Source organism: Lactiplantibacillus sp. 30.2.29, assembly GCF_018991255.1.
In the GTDB taxonomy this organism is placed as follows: Bacteria; Bacillota; Bacilli; order Lactobacillales; family Lactobacillaceae; genus Lactiplantibacillus; species Lactiplantibacillus pentosus.
Genome location: NZ_JAGYGU010000023.1, coordinates 35142 through 54903 on the forward strand (window position 1 = coordinate 35142; position 19762 = coordinate 54903).

20 protein-coding genes and 1 CRISPR repeat array are annotated in these 19762 nt (G+C 46.1%); of the genes, 3 read left to right on the forward strand and 17 right to left on the reverse strand.

Translation table 11 applies throughout. The annotated features are described in order from the left end of the window. Positions 1-110: 110 nt before the first annotated feature. The 10 genes from rpmF to KGF65_RS12520 form a co-directional block, all read right to left on the reverse strand. Positions 111-290, reverse strand: a complete 180-nt coding sequence (rpmF, locus tag KGF65_RS12475) for a 50S ribosomal protein L32 (RefSeq protein WP_003638547.1) — start codon at positions 288-290, stop codon at positions 111-113. Between the two features lie 59 nt (positions 291-349). Next, a complete protein-coding gene (locus KGF65_RS12480) occupies positions 350-904 on the reverse strand; it encodes a DUF177 domain-containing protein (RefSeq protein WP_003638546.1) in 555 nt (184 codons plus the stop codon). Positions 905-1009: 105 nt separating this feature from the next. Further along, positions 1010-2179 carry a nucleotidyltransferase gene (locus KGF65_RS12485; protein ID WP_105923716.1) on the reverse strand — a complete coding sequence of 390 codons (1170 nt, stop codon included), beginning with the start codon at positions 2177-2179 and terminating at the stop codon, positions 1010-1012. A gap of 28 nt (positions 2180-2207) precedes the next feature. Then, entirely contained in the window at positions 2208-2942 is a 735-nt protein-coding gene (locus tag KGF65_RS12490) for a class I SAM-dependent methyltransferase (protein WP_105923728.1), read from the reverse strand. Beyond that, positions 2939-3295: a ribosome silencing factor gene (rsfS, locus tag KGF65_RS12495; protein WP_003638543.1), complete on the reverse strand. Its 357-nt coding sequence runs from the start codon at positions 3293-3295 to the stop codon at positions 2939-2941. The genes KGF65_RS12490 and rsfS overlap by 4 nt, the downstream gene beginning before the upstream one ends. A gap of 17 nt (positions 3296-3312) precedes the next feature. Further along, on the reverse strand, positions 3313-3930 hold the full coding sequence (gene yqeK, locus KGF65_RS12500) for a bis(5'-nucleosyl)-tetraphosphatase (symmetrical) YqeK (protein ID WP_088769629.1): 618 nt from the start codon (positions 3928-3930) through the stop codon (positions 3313-3315). Beyond that, positions 3914-4549 carry a nicotinate-nucleotide adenylyltransferase gene (locus tag KGF65_RS12505; protein WP_050338818.1) on the reverse strand — a complete coding sequence of 212 codons (636 nt, stop codon included), beginning with the start codon at positions 4547-4549 and terminating at the stop codon, positions 3914-3916. Before KGF65_RS12505 ends, yqeK begins: the two co-directional genes overlap by 17 nt. A gap of 12 nt (positions 4550-4561) precedes the next feature. Beyond that, entirely contained in the window at positions 4562-4876 is a 315-nt protein-coding gene (gene yhbY, locus KGF65_RS12510; protein WP_003638540.1) for a ribosome assembly RNA-binding protein YhbY, read from the reverse strand. Between the two features lie 85 nt (positions 4877-4961). Continuing rightward, positions 4962-6098, reverse strand: a complete 1137-nt coding sequence (yqeH, locus tag KGF65_RS12515) for a ribosome biogenesis GTPase YqeH (RefSeq protein WP_105923718.1) — start codon at positions 6096-6098, stop codon at positions 4962-4964. Next, positions 6095-6625 (reverse strand): YqeG family HAD IIIA-type phosphatase, encoded by a 531-nt coding sequence (locus KGF65_RS12520; RefSeq protein ID WP_050338820.1) that lies wholly within the window; start codon positions 6623-6625, stop codon positions 6095-6097. The genes yqeH and KGF65_RS12520 overlap by 4 nt, the downstream gene beginning before the upstream one ends. Before the next feature lie 829 nt (positions 6626-7454). Here KGF65_RS12520 and KGF65_RS12525 point away from each other — a divergent pair. Together KGF65_RS12525 and KGF65_RS12530 are read left to right on the forward strand one after the other, a co-directional pair. After that, positions 7455-7937 carry a hypothetical protein gene (locus KGF65_RS12525; RefSeq protein WP_105921372.1) on the forward strand — a complete coding sequence of 161 codons (483 nt, stop codon included), beginning with the start codon at positions 7455-7457 and terminating at the stop codon, positions 7935-7937. A 3-nt stretch (positions 7938-7940) separates the two neighbouring features. After that, a complete protein-coding gene (locus tag KGF65_RS12530; protein ID WP_105923719.1) occupies positions 7941-9254 on the forward strand; it encodes a glycosyltransferase in 1314 nt (437 codons plus the stop codon). A 154-nt stretch (positions 9255-9408) separates the two neighbouring features. On the opposite strand, the gene cas6e is transcribed toward KGF65_RS12530, so the two are convergent. The 6 genes from cas6e to cas3 are packed head-to-tail and all read right to left on the reverse strand — an operon-like array spanning position 9409 to position 16966. Next, positions 9409-10077, reverse strand: a complete 669-nt coding sequence (cas6e, locus tag KGF65_RS12535; RefSeq protein ID WP_105923720.1) for a type I-E CRISPR-associated protein Cas6/Cse3/CasE — start codon at positions 10075-10077, stop codon at positions 9409-9411. Beyond that, the gene (gene cas5e / locus KGF65_RS12540) at positions 10077-10802 is read right to left on the reverse strand and encodes a type I-E CRISPR-associated protein Cas5/CasD (protein WP_216748067.1); all 726 of its coding nucleotides are present in this window, start codon (positions 10800-10802) and stop codon (positions 10077-10079) included. The genes cas6e and cas5e overlap by 1 nt, the downstream gene beginning before the upstream one ends. Next, complete coding sequence (cas7e, locus tag KGF65_RS12545) at positions 10783-11862, reverse strand: type I-E CRISPR-associated protein Cas7/Cse4/CasC (protein ID WP_105923722.1); 1080 nt, start codon at positions 11860-11862, stop codon at positions 10783-10785. Before cas7e ends, cas5e begins: the two co-directional genes overlap by 20 nt. Continuing rightward, the gene (casB, locus tag KGF65_RS12550) at positions 11862-12473 is read right to left on the reverse strand and encodes a type I-E CRISPR-associated protein Cse2/CasB (protein WP_050338825.1); all 612 of its coding nucleotides are present in this window, start codon (positions 12471-12473) and stop codon (positions 11862-11864) included. Before casB ends, cas7e begins: the two co-directional genes overlap by 1 nt. Continuing rightward, a complete protein-coding gene (locus KGF65_RS12555; RefSeq protein ID WP_105923723.1) occupies positions 12463-14214 on the reverse strand; it encodes a type I-E CRISPR-associated protein Cse1/CasA in 1752 nt (583 codons plus the stop codon). The genes casB and KGF65_RS12555 overlap by 11 nt, the downstream gene beginning before the upstream one ends. A 4-nt stretch (positions 14215-14218) precedes the next feature. Next, the gene (gene cas3, locus KGF65_RS12560; RefSeq protein ID WP_216788203.1) at positions 14219-16966 is read right to left on the reverse strand and encodes a CRISPR-associated helicase Cas3'; all 2748 of its coding nucleotides are present in this window, start codon (positions 16964-16966) and stop codon (positions 14219-14221) included. A 529-nt stretch (positions 16967-17495) separates the two neighbouring features. Further along, a CRISPR array of direct repeats spans positions 17496-17768; the repeat unit is 29 nt; unit sequence CTGTTCCCCGCGTATGCGGGGGTGATCCT. A gap of 253 nt (positions 17769-18021) precedes the next feature. Here cas3 and KGF65_RS12565 point away from each other — a divergent pair. Beyond that, positions 18022-18435 (forward strand): NUDIX hydrolase, encoded by a 414-nt coding sequence (locus tag KGF65_RS12565; RefSeq protein ID WP_105923726.1) that lies wholly within the window; start codon positions 18022-18024, stop codon positions 18433-18435. 301 nt (positions 18436-18736) lie between these two features. Here the strand turns inward: KGF65_RS12565 and KGF65_RS12570 are convergent, their stop codons facing one another. Beyond that, the gene (locus KGF65_RS12570; protein ID WP_105923727.1) at positions 18737-19486 is read right to left on the reverse strand and encodes an aspartate/glutamate racemase family protein; all 750 of its coding nucleotides are present in this window, start codon (positions 19484-19486) and stop codon (positions 18737-18739) included. Between the last annotated feature and the right edge of the window lie 276 nt (positions 19487-19762).

The following is a 19762-nucleotide window of genomic DNA, read 5'->3' on the forward strand; positions in this document are numbered from 1 at the left end:
TTATTGAAGACACTAAAAAAACCCGCCTAAGCGAGTTTTTTAAGATCGTATTATGGTAACGAAAAGTGCCATGCGCCATGGCCGCAATGTCACTGTTCACCAACTAACAATTAGTTGTTTACTTTTACGACTTGCTTGCCGTTGTAGTAACCACAACTTGGGCAAACACGGTGTGATACACGTAATTCGCCACAATTTGGGCATGGTGCCAAATTTGGTGTAGCCAATTTAATATGACCACGACGGTTGCGTTTACGCATCTTAGATGTTCTTCTTGCTGGTACAGCCATCAACCTACACCTCCTTCAAATGAATTCACATAATGTGATTTTTGATACGCTTAGCTAACTTAATCCTTGTCTTCCTGATCAGGGAACAGGTCTTTTAACTTAGCTAAACGCGGATCAACAGTTTTAAGTTCTGCAGCCTGCAACGCTTGGTCGTCCTCAGAGAGAACTTCCCAGCCCTTACCTGTTGGCATTGGGGCCCCGTCTTGCTCAGCTTCAGAAAGAATCTGCATGGGGATGTGAATTAAAATATTATCCTCCACAGCGACATCAAAATCTAAAATATCATCTTCAGGTAAAATAATTACCGTATCGGTCTCCTCGTCAAAGCGACTGAGATCCGTTCCCTGGGGAACATAATATTCTGTCATCTGAAAAGCCAATGGCACATCCACTGGCGTTAGCGACCGACTTGACGGCAACGTTAACGTCGCGTCAATCTTCGCAGTGATCAACACGTTATCCTTGTCATAACTGGCCAAACCCGTTGCGTGAACGGATTTAACATCGATAATTTCAGGATAACGGCTCATCAAGGAGTGTTTTAAGTCCAATGCTTCATCAAACTGGAGTGGCGTTTCACGGTACGTTTTAAGCTGTGAAAGTGACCATTTCATTTAAAAACCTCCTAATGCAACGTGATAAATTATACCTGTGTGAAAATCCTTTGTCAATGTTTTTTCCTTGACAGGTCAAAATGCCCGTCATCAGTCCTAACCATATCAAGAAAGTTCTGGTTGGTCAACTGAAATTGCTGGCATTCGCCAAGGTCGCCGATATAAATCTTGAGACTGTCCATTAATTAATTCATAGACCCGTCCCGCTCGGTAATCAAGATTAAGCGCATGTTGTCGTAAATCTTGATTAATTTTGGTATACAGTGGTAGCGGCAATTGTTTTTTGACCTGATGCAAGTAAGCCTGACCCTTAGGGGTAAACCCGAGCAACCGTAAATACGGTGCTGCTTGGGCGGCCTGCACCTCCTGTTGCGTCAGTTGCAATAAAGCTGCCGTTGCCACGCGTTGGAGCCGCGTATACGTGTACCGTTTGGACTTGACAAGGTGCATAAAGTTATCAAAGTCCGTCGCTTGTTGGGCCATCGCTTGCATGCGATACTCGAGTCCTTCTGCCATTTGGTCGTATTGCCCGCTATGAGCCACGTCGACCGTTAGTAGTTGATAATGCAGCAACGGCCAAAAGTCTTGCCACCGCTGCAACCGCTGGCTCTTTAACGCCGTCAGTGTATCGCTCGGTACGACTGGCGCGATTGCAGGCCAATCCTGCGCAAAAGCTGCCTGACGAATCGCTGTGCCACTCGCGTACGCTTGTCCAGCCGTTATCGTCGGCGTAGCATGGTCGGCCTGTTGGCGCTGGATGGGATACAACTGCATCGGGTGCGCCAAAGCCTGATTGGCAGTGTAATAACAAAAGCTCAGCATGTCATTGGCCGCCGTTAATGTCACCCCAGTCGCCGCTTTTAAGGCAGCGTTGAACTGCGTCGCATAGGTGGCGTTGTAGTGACTAAACGCATCTTGATGGCCTTCAATCTCAGCCGTCAACCGTTTAAAGTCTAAATCTGGGTGTTCCGCGCCAAAAACGACACTCGTACAGCCCAGCGCACTCAACAACCGAATGCCACCCTCAGCGAATAAGTGGGCCGGCTGCGTGGCATAAAACACCGGCAATTCAACCACCAAATCCGCCCCGTTTTCCAAGGCTAGCTTAGACCGGGTCCACTTATCCAGAATGGCGGGTTCACCACGCTGTAACCAATTGCCGCTCATGACGACTACGACACAATCGGCACCAGTCAGCCGTTTGGCACGCTGCAAGTGATAGCGATGACCATTATGCAATGGATTATATTCAGTTATTAACCCGACTGCTTGCATCGACTAGGCCTCCCAACACTCACTCACTTTATTTACGACATTTGAAGAACCAGCGCGTCGTCTGGGCATCCGGTTGTTGCCGACCAAAATCCGCACTCACCGTCACTTGACTGAATCCAGCCGCCTGCAGTGCCTGCTGGTAATCAGCTAACACATACGTGCGTTCTTGATGTAATTCGCTGACTTCATCGAAAGCTTGTTTGTCTTCATTGTAGATAAAAAACGTCAAATCATGCTCGGCACTGTGCGGTTGTTCCCCGGCATAACTGGTCCACATAAATGCCCGGTCTTCATCACGATAATTATACATATAACCTGGATAGACCTCATCCGTTTGATACGGCGTAATCACGTCGAAGAGGAATTCGCCACTCGCCGTTAAGTGCTGCGCAACCTGCTCAAAGGACTGCTGCACCGTCGCGATATCAGGCAAATAGCAAAATGAATCGGCAAAACACGTGACAGCATCAAACTGGCCAATGGCTGATAAGTCCAGCATGTCCCCTTGTAAGAGTGGTAAGGTCACCGCCGCCTCATCCGCATGGTTTTGAGCCAATGCCAACATATTGTCTGATAAATCTAATCCGGTCACTTGATAACCATCCTGTGCGAGCAACACGCCCAAGCGACCCGTTCCACAGGCCAATTCCAGCAATTGACCGTCCTTATGAGGTAACTCTCGACGGACAAAATCCAGCCATTGCTGGTACATGGCTGGATCAAAAAGTTCATCGTAAAGTTCGGCAAACGTCTGATAAATCATGCGTTGACCCATTGATCAACGTCTACCAATGGGGCGTCGGACCACAACTTTTCAAGGTTGTAGTGTGCGCGCGCATCCTTTTGGAAGACGTGTACGATCACGTCACCGGCATCGATCAAGACCCATTCACCGGCAGTCCGACCTTCGACACTCTTCACGTCTGAACCCGCCTTGCGAATAAATTCAACGATGTTATCCGCGATGGCTTGGACTTGCCGTTTAGAATCAGCTGATAAAATCACAAAATAATCAGCCATCAAGCTAACTTCAGCGACGTCCAATGCGACAATGTCATCGGCCCGCTTGTCATCAGCAGCCTCAACAGTTAATTGTAAAAGTTCTTTGCTATCCATAAAACTCTCCCTTAAATTTAGTTGGCATATTCAGGTGCAACGCCACCGACCCAGGCATTATAAGTTGCTAACGTCTGCGGATAAACGGGCGCACCCTTTTGAATTAAATAAGCTAATGTATGTTGAATCTGGAAACGGACTCCCGCTGCAAGCGACTCAGCAGTCGCCTTGCGCGCTTCATCAACGCCAGGGAAATCTCGCGCCGGTTCAATAAAATCAGCCATAAAAATAATCTGATCTAATTTCGTCATGTACGGCGCCCCAACGGTGTGCAACCGCACCGCGTTGAGAATCGCCTCATTATAAATGTGTAGTTCGTCCTTGATGAGTTCAGCACCAACATAGCCGTGCCAGACCCCGTTACCATATGCCACCAAGTCTGGTGCCATCCCCCGCGACTTAATCAGGTCAATAAAGGTCGCGTCGTCACGCTGCTTGGCATAATCATGTAACAAGCCCGCAATTCCAGCTAATTCAACGTCCACGCCGTTAGCTGCAGCTAACTTTCGCGCCGTTTGTTCAACACGTAAGCAGTGCTGATAACGGCTATCAGTCAACTGTGCCGCGACTTTGGCCATTAACGCTTCGTGGCTATATGGAACAATGTCTTCAGTATACTCAATCGTTTTGCTCATACAAATGATGCTCCTTAATATAAGCGGCCACGGCTTCCGGCACTAAATAGCGAACGGAATGGCCATGACTGATTTTTTGACGAATCTGAGTCGAGCTAATGTCAATCAGTGGTGCATCGACCCAGATGACGGGATATTGACTCGTCGTCGGATACCCGGTCCGTTTGATACCGACAAAGGTGACCAGCTTCACGAGATCCTCGATATGGTACCATGTGTGCAAATAATCGACCATATCCCCGCCGATAATAAAATAGTACTGAGTATCTGGATGTTTCGCTTTGAGTGCCTTCATCGTGTCGTAAGTATAACTCTTACCACCCCGCTCAATTTCGGCAGTTTCCAACCGAAAAAGCGGATTATCGACGATCGCTTCTTGGACCATATTGGCCCGGTCCTCGACCGCAATCGTCTTTTTTTCATCAACGTGTGGTGGCTCAGCATCCGGCATGAAGCGAACCTCATCCAGACCAAGCTGGTCACCAACTTGTTGGGCCATGATCAAGTGCCCTAAATGCGGTGGGTTAAACGTGCCACCTAAAATACCAACACGGCGTCGAGGTCGATTCGTCACCGTTTCCGTCAGAACTTTCGTCGCTGTTTGATTAACCGTCTGCACCCGTCATTCCTCCTATAACTTTGCAACTTCTAATGAGTAGTGCCGGTCTTCCTCATGACTTGCTGGCAAGTATAGGACCAGCACCCGGCCAATGGTTTGAACAACCGTGATAGCCGTATTTTGTTCGATGGCCGCCTTCACATCCGCAGTCGTCACATCGGCATTTTGTAAGATGTTAACTTTGATGAGCTCGCGTTTGTCGAGTGCACCAGTCAGCTGTGTCAACCACTCATCAGTCAAGCCATTCTTACCCACGGCAAAAAGTGGCCGCATGTGGTGGGCTTCACCACGTAAATAGTGCTTCTGTTTTCCACGTAAATTTTCCATTAAATTTGATTTACTCCTATATTATGGTTAGTTTGACTGGCTGAACTCGCTGTCGATCCGTGGCGGGAACAGTCCTAGTCATTAATTAGCGTTTGTTGATCATCGCTGGCCGTGTGAGCACAGCAACACCCTTAGGCGCCCAGCCAGCGACCCGCGTATCCGCAGCGACGGTGACCCATCCTAGGCCTTCAAACACGATGTCACTCGTTTCAGTGACCTTGAATTCGTGCCGAACTAACGGTGGAAAGTCTGCGACTGCCGCGCCAGTTGGTGGTGTGATCAACTCGCCGACATGTTTCGTATAGAAATTATCGGCATTTTCTGTCCGGGTCCGATGTAACGTCAGATTGTTGTCAACGTAAACCGTCCCAGTTGGTTTCAGTGTATCAACGATGTCCAAACGGGCGACGCCACCTAAGAATAAGGTCTGACCGTTGCCCAATTGAAAACCTTTGGGCCGAATTTCTTTTTGCGGTGAGACCAACTTCAAATCATCGCCAGACAACACGTGTGCCATCTGTTCGGGATGAATAATCCCAGGCGTGTCAACCATCTTGTGGCCATCGTCCAACGGAATTTCGATTTTATCCAACGTCGTGCCAGGGAACCGCGACGTCGTGATCAAGTCCTTCAAACCGGTATTATTGGCAATGATTCGATTAATCAAGGTCGATTTACCGACATTCGTGACCCCAACGACATAGACATCCCGACCGCGCCGATATTTTTCAATCATCGCTAATAAGTCGTCGATGGCATGGCCCTTTTTAGCACTTGTCAATGCCACATCTACCGGTTTGATGCCTTGCTCCCGAACTTGTTGGTTCATCCATTCACGCAACTTAGTCCGCCGTAATTGCCGTGGCAAAACGTCTTCCTTGTTACCGACTAACAAGACAGGATTATCACCAACGAACCGTTGCAGTCCCGGGATAATGCTCCCATTTAAATCAAAAATATCAACCACGTAGACGACTAGCGCGTTGGCATCTCGAATTGTTGCCAGTAAGCGCCGAAAATCATCATCCGTTAAGCCAACTGGCACGATTTCGTTGTAGTGCCGCAGTCGAAAACAACGTTGACAATATAAGTCCTGCGCATCGCTTGCTAAGGATTTTTGCAGCGCACTATTCGGGGTATACCCCGCCGCTTTGGGGTCCGTCGTTTGAATGGCCGCCCCACAGCCGATACAATATAAAGTTTCTTCTGATGTTTCACTCACTTATTTAAGTCCTCCTGAAAATGCATTTCTGGATAAACATGTGCTAATCGTAATTTAATAAAGCGTTCAAAGAAGCGGTTGATGCGCGTATTCCAGGCATCCGTCGTCACGATTGGCTTGACCAGAATACTTGGCACACCGGCTAAGTGGGCACTCCACATGTCCGTGATGTATTGGTCACCGACCATCACCACTTCATTTTTGTGTAAGCCTAAATCGTGCCGGGCCTTATTGAGTCCAATCGGTAACGGCTTCAACGACCGCGAAACGAATGGCAAATCTAACTGCTCCAATGCCTTGGCGATACGTGCTTCCGAGTTATTCGAAACGACGACTAACGGAATCCCAGCGTCTTGCAACGCATGCAGCCACTTTTTCAGTTCCGGGGTGCCATCTGGATTATCCCAGGCAATCAACGTGTTATCAAGATCGGTAAAAACGGCCTTGATACCTTGCGCCCGTAGCTGTGCTGGCGTCACATTATAAATTGCTGGTATCATCCAAGTTGGTTTAAATTGATTAATCATCGTTATCCCCTTCACTTCTCACTGGATTATTTGGTTATTGATCTAACCCCACTAGCCCATTTTATCATACTGGTTCACGAAATACCGGACCAAATCAGGACTGGGACCGGATTCCATGACGATTACGAGCTAATTTTAGTCATCATTATATAATAATTTGTTTTTTGAAAATAAGCAACGAAAATCCACCCATATAATGACAATATCCTGAAAATGAAAGTATCAGTTTGCTGAAGATGGATGCTGCGATTAGCTGATGCTTGTGGTTCAGTTGGTATGGCACTGACGTAAATAGTCACTAAATTAGTTGGATGGCTGGTGGAAATTCATTGCCAATGAGTGGGCATCAGGACGCCCTCGTTATCGACACCCGTGAACATGACTTGAAAAGTTAGTCGCGATAAGAATTCTGACATTAACTCTGTCAAAGGTGATAATGGCGCAGTGATCAAGCCTAGAATTAGTCAGATGATGCCACAAGTGAACGAATCGTGCTGGTTCATCCTGCTATCCGCATCTAAATGTGAATCGGCCAAATCCGTCAAAATAGATTCACAAATGGCGTGCTTGAGCGTATATTTGAAGTGTGATGTCGCGCGTTTGACTTATGCCATAATACTGATGTGCATATTCGTTGCATGCAACTGCAATCCTCGTGTAAGCTTATGATTATGGTCAAAGGGCAAATCTGAGTTGAAACTGTTTGGCGCAGTTTCAGTTCAAGATAACCCTGGTCAATAATCAGCATTTAAACGGTTGCCATCAGTCAAGAAATAAATTAATCGCACCCATTGCGAGTTATCAAAATACTTATTATGGAGGTCTGTTTATGGAGAAAAAAGATGTGATGAAACAATATGTTACCGACAAATACTTTTCGAAGGGGCATTGGTGGACAAAAATCTGGCAAACCCTCGTCGCCATTGTCGCCTGGATTTGCGTGGCTGTTCCAGTCTACTGGACGATTTCGTCAACATTATTGGCCAACAACCCGCGCTTCATTCACGCTTGGAAGTACGAGGAAGGTAAGACGCTCTTCTACTTCTTTGACCGGTTCTTCATCTTTGCGTTCATTTTGATTGCCATTATTGTGATTATTTCCACGATCCATAACAATCACCGGGTCAAACAACATATTAGTAAGGAACGGCAATATGATGAAGAGCGGTTGGATGTTCGTAAGCGCCGTTTGAATAATTTTTACACGCAACGCTTTGGACAAGCCACCTTCCGTCAACACGTCAAGCACTACACGGTTGATCCGGAACAAAATCTCGACGTCAACGAAATTCACAAATTATACGAGGACTAATCTATGGAAATTATGCAAACACTTAAGCCCTTCGAAAGCATCTGGAACTTTGTCCTGCTGCTACTGGTCTCCTACCCAATCCTAGGGGCCTTCGCGTGGTTCATCGGCGTGCTCTGTTACCAATTGGTCTACCGGCACCGCCACAAAGATGATGTTGAATTCAAGGAACTCGCGCCTGCAGAACAACCTTTTATTACCATCATGATTCCAGCGCACAACGAAGAAGTTATGATTGAGCACACCATCAACTACTTAATGAACAATTTAAATTATCAAAACTACGAAGTGCTCGTTACTGATGATGGTTCCACTGATGAAACGCCGGCTATTCTGGAACGGCTCCAGACCGTTTATGATAACTTGCGGGTCATTACGATCAAAAAGAATCAAGGGAAAGCGCACGCCTTTAACGTCGGCGTTAGTTTTGCCCGCGGCGAGTTTATTCTCAGTAACGATGCTGATTCGATCCCGGAACCTGATGCACTGTGGAAATACATGAGTTATTTCATGGGCGAAGAACACGCCAACACCGCCGCAGTTACGGCTAACATGGACGTTCAAAATCGAAGTACAATTATTGCCAAGTCACAAACCGTCGAATTCTCAAGTATTGTCGGCGTTATCAAGCGGAGTCAAGTTAGCGCGCTGGGTAATATGTATGCCTACAGTGGTGCCAACACGATGTATCGCCGCGATGCTTTGATTGACGTCGGCTTGTTCCGGCAAGACCGTGCCACTGAAGACATCAGTATTGCCTGGGATCACCAATTGAATGGTTGGACGACCGTCTTCTCGCCAGACATTTTATTCTATATGAACGTTCCTGAAAATCTGGACGCGCTCTATCACCAGCGGAAACGTTGGGCTAAGGGTGGGACAGAAGTATTGCTGACCAATTTTAAACGGGTCGCAAGCCATCCTGGCAAGTACCTCAAGCAATGGGCGTTCATTACTGACCAAACCTTGAGTATTATCTGGTCCCTATTCTTCTTTGTCTCAACACTGATTTTTTTAATTTCACTGGTCACTTTCTTCTTCACCGGCAACTACGAACGGGTTTACCACATGTTCTGCATGGCCTTCATCTTCGTGACTTTCGAGATGTTTGCCGGTATCTTGCAGCTACTGTCAGCCCTGATTGTCGATGACCGCGGTCGTAAATTCAAATACTTGATTTTCATGCCGCTTTACATGCTGATCTACTGGCAAGTCAACGCACTCGCCCTCGTTACAACACTGATTCCAGCCGTTAAAACGATTCTTGGTTACGGTAGCGGAACTTGGGTCAGCCCGGTTCGGAAACATCATACGGAATAGTATTATGAGTGATAGAAAAGCGAGTCCCTTGGTTGGGGGCTCGCTTTTCTGTATCGGAATTTCTAACTTGTACAAGTTTGCAGTGCGTGACATACTCATGAAATTCACCGCATATACGGCAACGTACGGTACATAGCTCACACCATACAACTAGTTATTCTGTCGGAATTACGGTCATCAATCCCATACCGAATGCTTTTTCACGTCCTAGCCCCTTGGTCAGAGTCTGCTTAAAAGTGTCAGCATCTTGCACACGCAACATCCCTTCAAAGGTGACTCTGCTAAGTCGAACACTCCGTCCTTTGCGTCGATGAAGCGTGGGCCAGTCATGACTCACAACATCGAATGCTAATTTTTCCGTCTCATCAGCAGCTGTGTCTGCACGTGCGACTAACTCAAAGCCCGCTCGAAGCGCCCGGTCTGCCAACCATTGTTTCTGCTGCTCAATGGTCACATGCGGCACGACTCGACCCTTAGGATGGTTAGGTTCGATAATTGAATGCGTCGGATTGGCCGTCAATCGAAACCGCAACACCATGCCCGCTTCTATATGGTCTAACCAAGTATCGTATGACTTGGTTAGTGCAGTTCCCTCAACACCATATTGTTCCAGTTGTTCAAGCTTAGGCCGGTCCGCACTTAATACCAATAAATAATCTTTGCCGTTCAACCGATCAATTCGCCACAGATGCCGACCACGCTGATTATTTTCGATTTCTTCAGGAAAGCTCTGTTCAACCCAATTGTGATAAGCGCCTAAATGAGTTAAATCTCTAGTCTTATAGCGATTATCTCGATCAATTTCAACTCTTGATAAATACATCAGCGTTGGTCCTCCTTCCAGAGAAAAGTCATCATATCGTGATCTGTCTCAGCGGTACGATCAGGGTGATATGGATTCTCTAATGGCACCCGATCAATAGCCACAGCCCGAAAACCATACTGACGTTCTCGTTGATCAAAGGTAATCACGTTGTCCTTGACCATCGAGCTTCGGTGATTGGGCAACAATGCCGCATCAGCAATCAGCTCTGCCACAAAGGTAGGGCTTTTCGTTTTCTTCATATAAAATCTCGACGCGTGCCAAGATAAAGACTGCAATACTTGTGTTGGATTGGACCCCGAGGCGATCTTGGTCATGATTGGACCTGCTGGCACATTGGCACGTCGACCTAATGACAGCTGAAAACGCGGATGATGTAATGCCCAATCGATCCTGTCAATAAGTGCATCATCTTCACTTCCAACTGCGGCCAAGAAGACCGCGTCTTGGAGGTAATCCCGATAGGTCAGTTTACGTTTGCCGCGCTTCCATTCAACAATCTGAAAATCTGTGAGTGGTTCCGCTGGTTGGTCAATTCGCACTGCGTAGTCAAGCTGATTCAGCGTTTGAATCCGGGCATCTGTTCTCCGATAGCCCAACGCTGCTGCAATCAGTCCAACAATTGCACTTTTAGATGGATAATCATAGCTCGTTCGACGATCGAAGTTAGCTTCATCACCGTAGGATTGCAACGGCGCTGTCAGTCTAATCGTTACCGTTTTCATCCTTGACCACCTTCGTTAATTCCGTCGTGACTTGTCCCAACAGATCCGTTAAGTTTTCAGCTGGCACTGCAATTGCTGACGCATCAGCACCCAACGCAACATTTAGCACTGGTTTCTCGACGAATTGCAACGTCTGTTTATAAGCAGCATTCAATTTCTCAATCGATTGCTTAACATAGCCCTGCTTCGAAGTGACCGGGTCTTCAAAGCCTGAGACCAAGTTCACTGGCGTATCAGTACGCAATGTCAACATGACATAACTTGGCAGTGTTTTGTTGGCGAACGTATTTTGCTTTCCTGTTGGCATGGACAGTACAAAAGCTTTGACAAATTCACGCGCACCGTCAACCGCTGCAGCTTCACCTAAATTTGCAATCAGGTCATTCATATTGATATTGGCATAGCGATAGAGGGTCGCTGAATTAAACTCTAGTGTGCCAAGCATGGCGGCACCAGTTGTATCGTCTGGTTGTAAATCATCCAAGGCCGTAAAATAGTCAAATTCTGGAACGACTTCATGTGTCGAGATTGCGTGGGCGACCTGTGCTGCAGCTTCGACGTTCAATTCAGGATTATCTGCAACCATCCGACCAAATAAGGCTAAATCAATCGACTGATTACCCTTTAACACCGCTTTGATGGTCTTTTTATCTAATTCGCCGTCTGCGTTATCTTTGACATACTGAGCCAATTGATCAATTTGACCAGGACTAAGCATTAATAATGCACTGGTTTCTTCATTTTTATCCAACTTAACACTGGCTGCCTTAAAGACCGCATTGACTTGTTCCCAAGCGTCATCATCACTCAAATCTGGCGTTAATTTTTGGAGCGCGTCCTTCAACAGCTGGGCCGCTGTTTTTGTTCTGTAACCTACCGTGATCGTGTCATCTTGGAAACTCTGACGAACGGCGCGTTTCCAACTTTGCGAGGAGACTCGCGACCGGCTAACGCCACCGTATAAGGCAGTTTTAGGCGCACCAGTATCATCGCGGTTAATATTTGAAGATGGTACGGTTTGAATCACATGAATATCAAGATATAAGTTGTTGGTCGTCATTAGTTTTTCTTCCCTTCAGGTTTCTCTGTAGCGTCTTGTGGTCGATAATATTGTTGTCCCCATTGTAAGCGCACCTGGCTCGCACGCTCATAGCTTTGCTGCAACCAATAGAGATCTTGCGCTAAACGGGCATAATCGATTTTTTGTTGTTGATTAGCGGCTTTGAGCATACTGACCAAATGAGTTAATGCGTTAATCGCACTTGCGACATTGGTCGTCGCGAGCAGCGGTTGCATGCGTCGATCCAGTGCGACCCGCGTCTCCTCGTTGCGTCGTAACTTTGCAAGTGCCTGAAACAATGGGATTCCTTTTTCGGTATCATCCGTTTGCGAGTTAGCTGGGCCATAAACTAAGACCTCGCTGCCTTGTTGCTGAATCGCATAGAACCGGACCGCCGTATACACGGCCACTTCGGCTGCTGTTGGGCGTCCATCACGACTCAGCATCTCGTCATCTAACTCAGCCATCATGATTGGCCACAGCGCCTGGGCTTGTGGGCTATTCAGTACTGTTGCGTGCCGGACACTGGCTAAAACACCCTTATTGAGATTACCGTGATTATAAAGCTGCCGAATGATACTGGCAGTGACCTTCTGAATTTTATTTTTCATCTGCAACCTTCACCTGCTTTCCTTTCAACTGTGTAAAGACCAGTCGCCGTAGCTGATTATTAGCCGTAAAAACGTTGATCTGCCGGGGCACATTATTCTTATCATGATCAACAATTCCGCGCACATCACGTGACGAACTCGTCGCCATCATCGTATTTGCTGCCTGCAGCGTAATTGTTTGTAACGTTTGTTTCCATTCATTGATCTTGGCTTCCCGGTCATCATTTCCAGTGAGACTCGCCAACCATGCCTTAAACGGCCGATTTAGTTCGGCGTAAAATTGTGCACTATGACGTTGCCCAAATTGTTTGGCATCAATGTTCCGAATCTGGCCGATTGTTGCGGCAAAGCGATAATAGCCGTCACCTATTTTTTGCGTGATGTTAATTGCATCTTCAATTCGAACTGGCCAGTAATCCGCGGAGGACTCATCAAACAACACGTCGGCTTGAATCTGCATGTCGTCATAAACCTCAGTGGCAGGCATCTGTGACGACATGTTGCCATCATTCAATAACGCTGTGGAAGCTAACCATAATTGCTGTTCATCCGGCACCAATCCTTGTGCCTTCAAATAATGTAGCCAAGTGACAATGCCAGCTTCATGAATATCATCACGACGATTAACATTGACATACTGACCAAAGTTGCGCCACATGGCTTTACCTGTGTACTTAATACTAGCGACCGCCGGCTTGAACTGGCTGGTCTTCTTATCTTGCCGCCACAAGGTCATCGGCTCAATCAGCGCGCCCACGTTATCGAACATTGGAATGCCCGCAGTAAAAATCAGCGGTCGCTGTTGATCATCCCATTCGATATGCAGTAACCGTGACCACGTGGTGTAAAGTGCCGCAAGATTATCTGGCACTAGTTTTCGTCGACGTTCCTTGAGGTAGTCAGCCAGACCTGTGTACTCCCATACGGGCCGTTGAACGAGATACCGCACATCTTCATCCATTGGCACTAAGATCAAGTTCAGCATCAAAATTTCGAATAGTGACCGGCCATTCGCATAGACGGGATTAAGCTGATATAGCCACCCCGCGCCGTTAGAGAAGGTCTCGTCACTCTTGATTTTTGTCTTATCGGTCACACCAGTATAATTTTGATACATAATCAACCACCGAGCTAGCTCAGCGTGCGTCAAGTCATTCTTGGTTTCGTTGACTTTCGGCGCGAATAATGCCACCGAATTGCCACTCTCGGAAATCCGTCGATTCATTTGGCGGATAGCCACTAGTCCAGTCGGCTTCCCCGTTTTTTGACCATGCGCAACGCTCTTGTTTTCAGGCACGACAGCGTCATATTCCGAAGCCGTCACTTGATAAAATGGTTGGTCACCAAACAAATCAAATCGGTTGGCATACTGTTTTAGATAATCAGTCACGATTGTTGTAAACTGACCACCTTCATACAAGTCCTGCCAGGTCTTTTTCAAATCATCGTGAATTTCATCAGAATCGTAGTCCTCATCGACACTCACCACTTTAAAATCATCAGCTATAGTCAGCCACTCATACCCTTGGTTATCCGCATCGTACCGGGTATAAACGGTCGTTAAAATTGCGAGCAACAGCCTTAACACAGCTAAATCTTGTGTCCGCATGTCACCGGCTAACTGGCGATAATTTTGTGCATTTTGAAATAATTCAATTAGTGAGACTGATACCTGTTGGTTCGTCTGTGCGTCGATGACTTCAATCCACGGCTCAGTTGTCAGATTAAACGTTTTTTCCACCTGTTCATTCCTCCTTTGAATAACTTAGTCCCAGCTGTGGCGAGTAGCTGACTTGCCACCCATTAAATGTCGCTGTCAGATTCTGGTCTAGTGGTAGTACTAAAGCCCCGTTCAGCCAGACATCATCCTGCCACCGAAGATGATAGGGTCGCGTTAAATCTTCTAGTTCGGTAATGGCCGCCGTGATATTTGGCGTAATTGCGGCAGGTATTCGCAGCGTTTGCTGGGCAATTGCGGCAGAAGCAACCTCGGCCAATTTACGCCCATCAAGTAGAAAGTCACCATCCGTCGTATGTTGAACCAGAATCACTTCTAATGTTTCCTGAATATCACGAACCGCTGCGCTCGCCTGTTGGTCATTTACCACGTCTGTGTGATCTCGATCCAACCAGCCATGCAGCGTTTTCCCCTGCTTTAGCTGTGGCGCTTTGACTTGAAAGACGCCCGCCTTCTGTTGTTCGGCTTTCAAATCGGTCTCAAATTTCTCCGCAGCAGATTCAATTTCTGGGACTTCCGCATCCGTCGCAGCATCATAGACGCGCTGAACAAGGGTGGAAATATCGCCAGGTAGCTGAATCTTATCAGGCAAAAAATGATCCGTCTTCATTAGTAAATACTTGCCATAGACCGCTTCATTGCCATCACCGTAGTCACCAAAATCATTGATTCCCATCACTTTGAGCTGTGGCTGTCGAAATTGTTTAGGGCGTGTAATTGTCTGATGCCGGTGTAGGCGCCCCGCACGCTGTAAGATCAAATCAATTGGCGCGATATCCGTGTATAAGACATCAAAATCAATATCCAAGGATTGCTCCAACACCTGCGTTCCAATCACGACTAGTTTTGCTGGTCGCTGACCGTGTTTGCCAATCGCTGCTTGCAACTTTTCTTCTTGTTGTGCCCGGTCTGGCGCTAAAAATGCAGAGTGTAACACCATCAATGGGACATCCGCGGGAATCAAAGCTGCTAATGCCTGGGCGCGCTTAACCGTATTGACAATGATTCCAGCCACCCCACCAGCATCCAACTGCGCCAGCAACGTCGCAACCAGGTCTTGATCATCCTGGTTAGTACGCTCGACAGCTAACGTCAGCGGGGCTTGATCACTCTGTCCTTCAAAATGCGTGACTTGTTTAATTTCAGGACCGTCCAACACACTCAGTAATGGATAAGCCTTCGTGTCTTCCCAGCCAGCCGGCGCTAATTTTAACAATTGATGGAACTTGCGACCGTACTTACCTTTTAAATACGCTTTTAAGAGCTGATTCCGTTTTATTTTTGGCAAAGTTGCCGACAAAATGACGATGGGCACATGATAAGCACCCAGCCATTCGATTGCTCGAAGTAAATAAGCATTCATATAGGCGTCATAGGCATGGACTTCATCAATTACGACGACCTTACCCGAGAAACCGAGATGACGTAAAAAGAGATGCTTCTGTTTCAATCCCATTAGTAACAAATTATCGATCGTCCCGACTGTAAACTTGGTCAGGATCGACTTTTTCCCACTGAACCAACTATTTAAGGTCACGGCACCGTGGTGTTCATCCGTTGAATTAACGTTGCTTGCATTAGGCAAGGCCGTATAAGTCCGATTAAATTGGGACTTGCCATGCATTAGTTTAATTGAGAGATGGGCTTCCTGTTCATCCGCAACACTCGCCAGCCAGTCGTTCACACGTGCAAACATCGCATTCGTGGTCGCTTGTGTTGGCAGACCCATGTAAACACCGTCACGCCCTGTCATTCTGGCCAACTGCTCCACGGCAATCAAAGCAATTTCCGTTTTTCCTAATCCCATCGGTGCCTCAATAATTGCCATTCCAGGATCAGTAGTTGCCCCTAAAGCACGCGTGATTGCTGCTTGAACCGGACGTGCATGAAATCCCCAACGTAACTGATACGGATCTTGATCCTGACTCAGTGGTGCTGGCACCCATTCATCATCTAGTCGCCAAGTCATAATTGCCCGTTGAAACCGTGTCTGTACATCGATGGTTTCTACTGACTGCGCGGTATTTACTAATGGAAAAAGTGGCTTGCTAGCGTCGCCATCGAAACATTCGCTGGAAGCGAGCCAGTCCGCCATGATTAATAATCCCGTTAATATTACGGCTTCTGGTTGATTAATGGCGGGAATCTCAGCCGCACGTTGATAACCGGCACTGTGCAACCCGTATTCCACCAATTCACGCTGAACCTGTTGCCACTCAACTTGCAACTCAGGTCGATTATCACTCTGAAAGTAATTAGCAGTATAGTCTCGAATTTGATGAACCGGCGGCTCGCTTTCGGGTTTGCCATGGTGACCGCCAATGATTGCACCTATCGTGGGATCTACACCATACGCCGTCAAAATTGCCTCACCAGCGAGCGCGTGGGGTGAACGCTGTGCAGAAGACAAATTAAGGACATCTAAATCTTTAAACCCACTTCGCATGAGCTGTTCTATTAGAATCTGATCTAGCTGGTTATCACCGTTATATGCTGGCTTCATCTGAAATGCAGGTGTCGCTTTTCCGCAGTCGTGGATAAAACCGAGAAATTTTACCAGCTTCTGTACATCCTCCTCAGAGGTCGCCGCGGCTAGCTGTTGACGCTGACCATCACTTAACCAGTGATTGAATAACCAATTAATCGTATTTTCGCAATCTTTTAAGTGGAGGATTAGCGGCAACCAAAGCCGCTGTCCGTCACTAGAACGCTTCTTAGCCCATAAGCTCTGCGCTAATCGTGAAAATTCTGCCATCGATTTTCACCTTCTTAATATGTTTATACTATTAGACTGCCGGGGTATTTATAATTCATTGCGCACTAATTTTCGCCACAACGCTAGTAGCAGGAAAACTATTGAAAATCGCTTATCCGGCGTGAAATATATGGCTAGTTTGATAAGCTGGTATATATCCATCTTTAAAATCAGAGTAATACCGGATGCTCCCCCCAAAAAATATTCGTTAGTTATTCATTACTACAAACGCTCAATCAGTAAGACCGATTAATTTGCGGGTAGCAAGCTATTGGATGGATTTTTTAAAATTCCGGATATAGATCAAACATTCACGCCTATTAAACGTTGTTATAATCATGTATATCTTATATTAACATTTAGAAATCAGAAAATCATCTACAGATTTGTTGCGTTTCATTGCAGACATTCATCTTGCTTGAAATCCCAGTTTCTTGTATAGTCCTAGTTGTAGATGTCAATTCAGCAAGTTGATGTAAATTTTGGATTTACTGATTTCATATTGTTGATATGACGGGATTTGTTTAGTCTGTTCCCCGTGTATGCGGGGGTGATCCTTAGTGGCGTTGTTGAGCGATTGCGTTAGTTGGCTGTTCCCCGCGTATGCGGGGGTGATCCTGTGATGCTGCAAGGCTGGCGGTTCAAGTTCCACTGTTCCCCGCGTATGCGGGGGTGATCCCTTCAATCTGTGGACGTTAACGATCGCCCAATTCTGTTCCCCGCGTATGCGGGGGTGATCCTAAGGAGGTATTCCAGATGTACGCAGTTAAGACCTTTTCCCCGCGTGTGCGGGGGTGATCCTATTACTGCGTCCCGATGGCAAATTATTGAATTTATTTGGATCATACCTTATAGTCAAAACACTAGCACTTCGACAAGTTGACCCAGAAAAGTCATTTTTATATTTTGGATTGTTGATTTACCGGCATTTGATTAGTCTATTCCCCGCGCATACGGGGGTGATCCTCCAATGTGACTAACTGAAATTTCTACGCTAGTCTATTCCCCGTGCATACGGGGGTGATTTTTATACAGTTTTTAGGAGGGCAAGGATAATGGTTGAAATTATCGCGCATGTTTTAATACCAACCAATCGAGGATTTTTGATTTTACAGCGTACCCGAAAAGAATACGGCAATAAAAATGTATACCCTGGATACTGGGATATTCCTGGTGGTTTAGCCATCAATAATGAGATTCCAAGAGAAACAGCAATTCGGGAATGTATGGAAGAAACTGGGTTAAAGGTAAAAATTAGCAGAATTATCTGGGAAGATTCAGTCCTTGATAAGGACAAAAATCACGTGTTTACAAGATTAGTTTATCTGGCACATGAGATATCAGCTGATCAGAAAATTTATCTAAATCGAGAAGAACATTCTGAATTTGTTTTTGTAAATTCACGGCAAATTTTGAGTAAAAGAAAAGTCATACCATATTTAGAGAAAGTCTTGTTACAGTTTCTATAGATAATGAGAACTGTACCGCGTGACCTTTACGCTTGAAAGTGCAAAGAAAGAATTTGTAGCGTTACTGACGTGTAGCATCACTAGCGATTATTTTTGCATCAACAGTCACTCGATCGAGCAATAATTAACGAACTCCAATCGTTTTAAAAACGATTCTCCACATATAAATGGTGATTCTGAGCATACTGAATCAGTCAGATCATTTCACACAATCCAAATATGCACGCAAAACAGCATACCTACTGCGAGATACACAGTAAGTATGCTGCTTATTTTTATTAGACAGCCTAACACACCCCACTCATTTATTCACCGACTGTGTACGTTGCTCCCAAAGTAACGTGGTCTTAACCGATTGCGCGCGGTATACTGCAGCTTTAGCCAGTTCCTGCTGAGCATCAATCACTTTTTCAGACATAAAGGGATTCGTGGCTTGTGCTACAGACAACTCTGTGCACCCTAAGATAACGGCGTCACAGTGTTCAACGTTTAGCAATTGCGCAATTAACCCGTGAAATTTAGCTTGATCCACAAAACTGTGCTGTTTAATATCGTGATAAATTAAATCCATGAGTTGAACTTGCTCCGCTTCATTTGGGACGACTGGAATATGTCCGTCAGCGTGGATGATGTCCTGATAAAGATGAGATTGTATCGTTCCGGTCGTTGCCAGGATACCAATTCTTAACGGCAAGTCACTGTGTTGCTGACTTACGGCTTTAACTGCTACCATAGGCATATTCAAAATTGGAACGCGTGAAATTTTAGTTAGCTCAGGCACGAAATAATGGGCCGTATTGCACGTCATCACTATAAATTGAACAGCCAATCTATTGAGTAGTCGTACATCTGACTTCAACGCAGGCAATGGACTGGCGCGATGATGATCCAAAATATAAGCTGTTCGGTCTGGAATCTGAGCGTCGTTTAGCACCACATAGTTCAGATAATCTTGGTCACAATGAGCGTTGGTCAGCTGATTCACTGCATGTACAAAACTCTCAGTTGCCATCGTGCCCATCCCGCCAATAATTCCAAAACATTGTTCCATAACTGCACCCCCATGAATTGTTTCTGGCCTTCAATTCCTAAGTTGTTAATTATTATCCATCGATTCCCTATTCGGAAGCAACTGATTTGCAACCAATGTTGAACTTAATACGTTATGCTTACTATGTCTCGCAAATCAAACGTGCACTCACATGAAAATTCCAGCTTAATGACTAATAAATAATATCTATCACTTTCAGGCAGTACCAAATTCATCGTTCAAAAAAAGACCGCCACCCCACAGGATGACGGTCTTTCAACATTAGGGTCTAACATT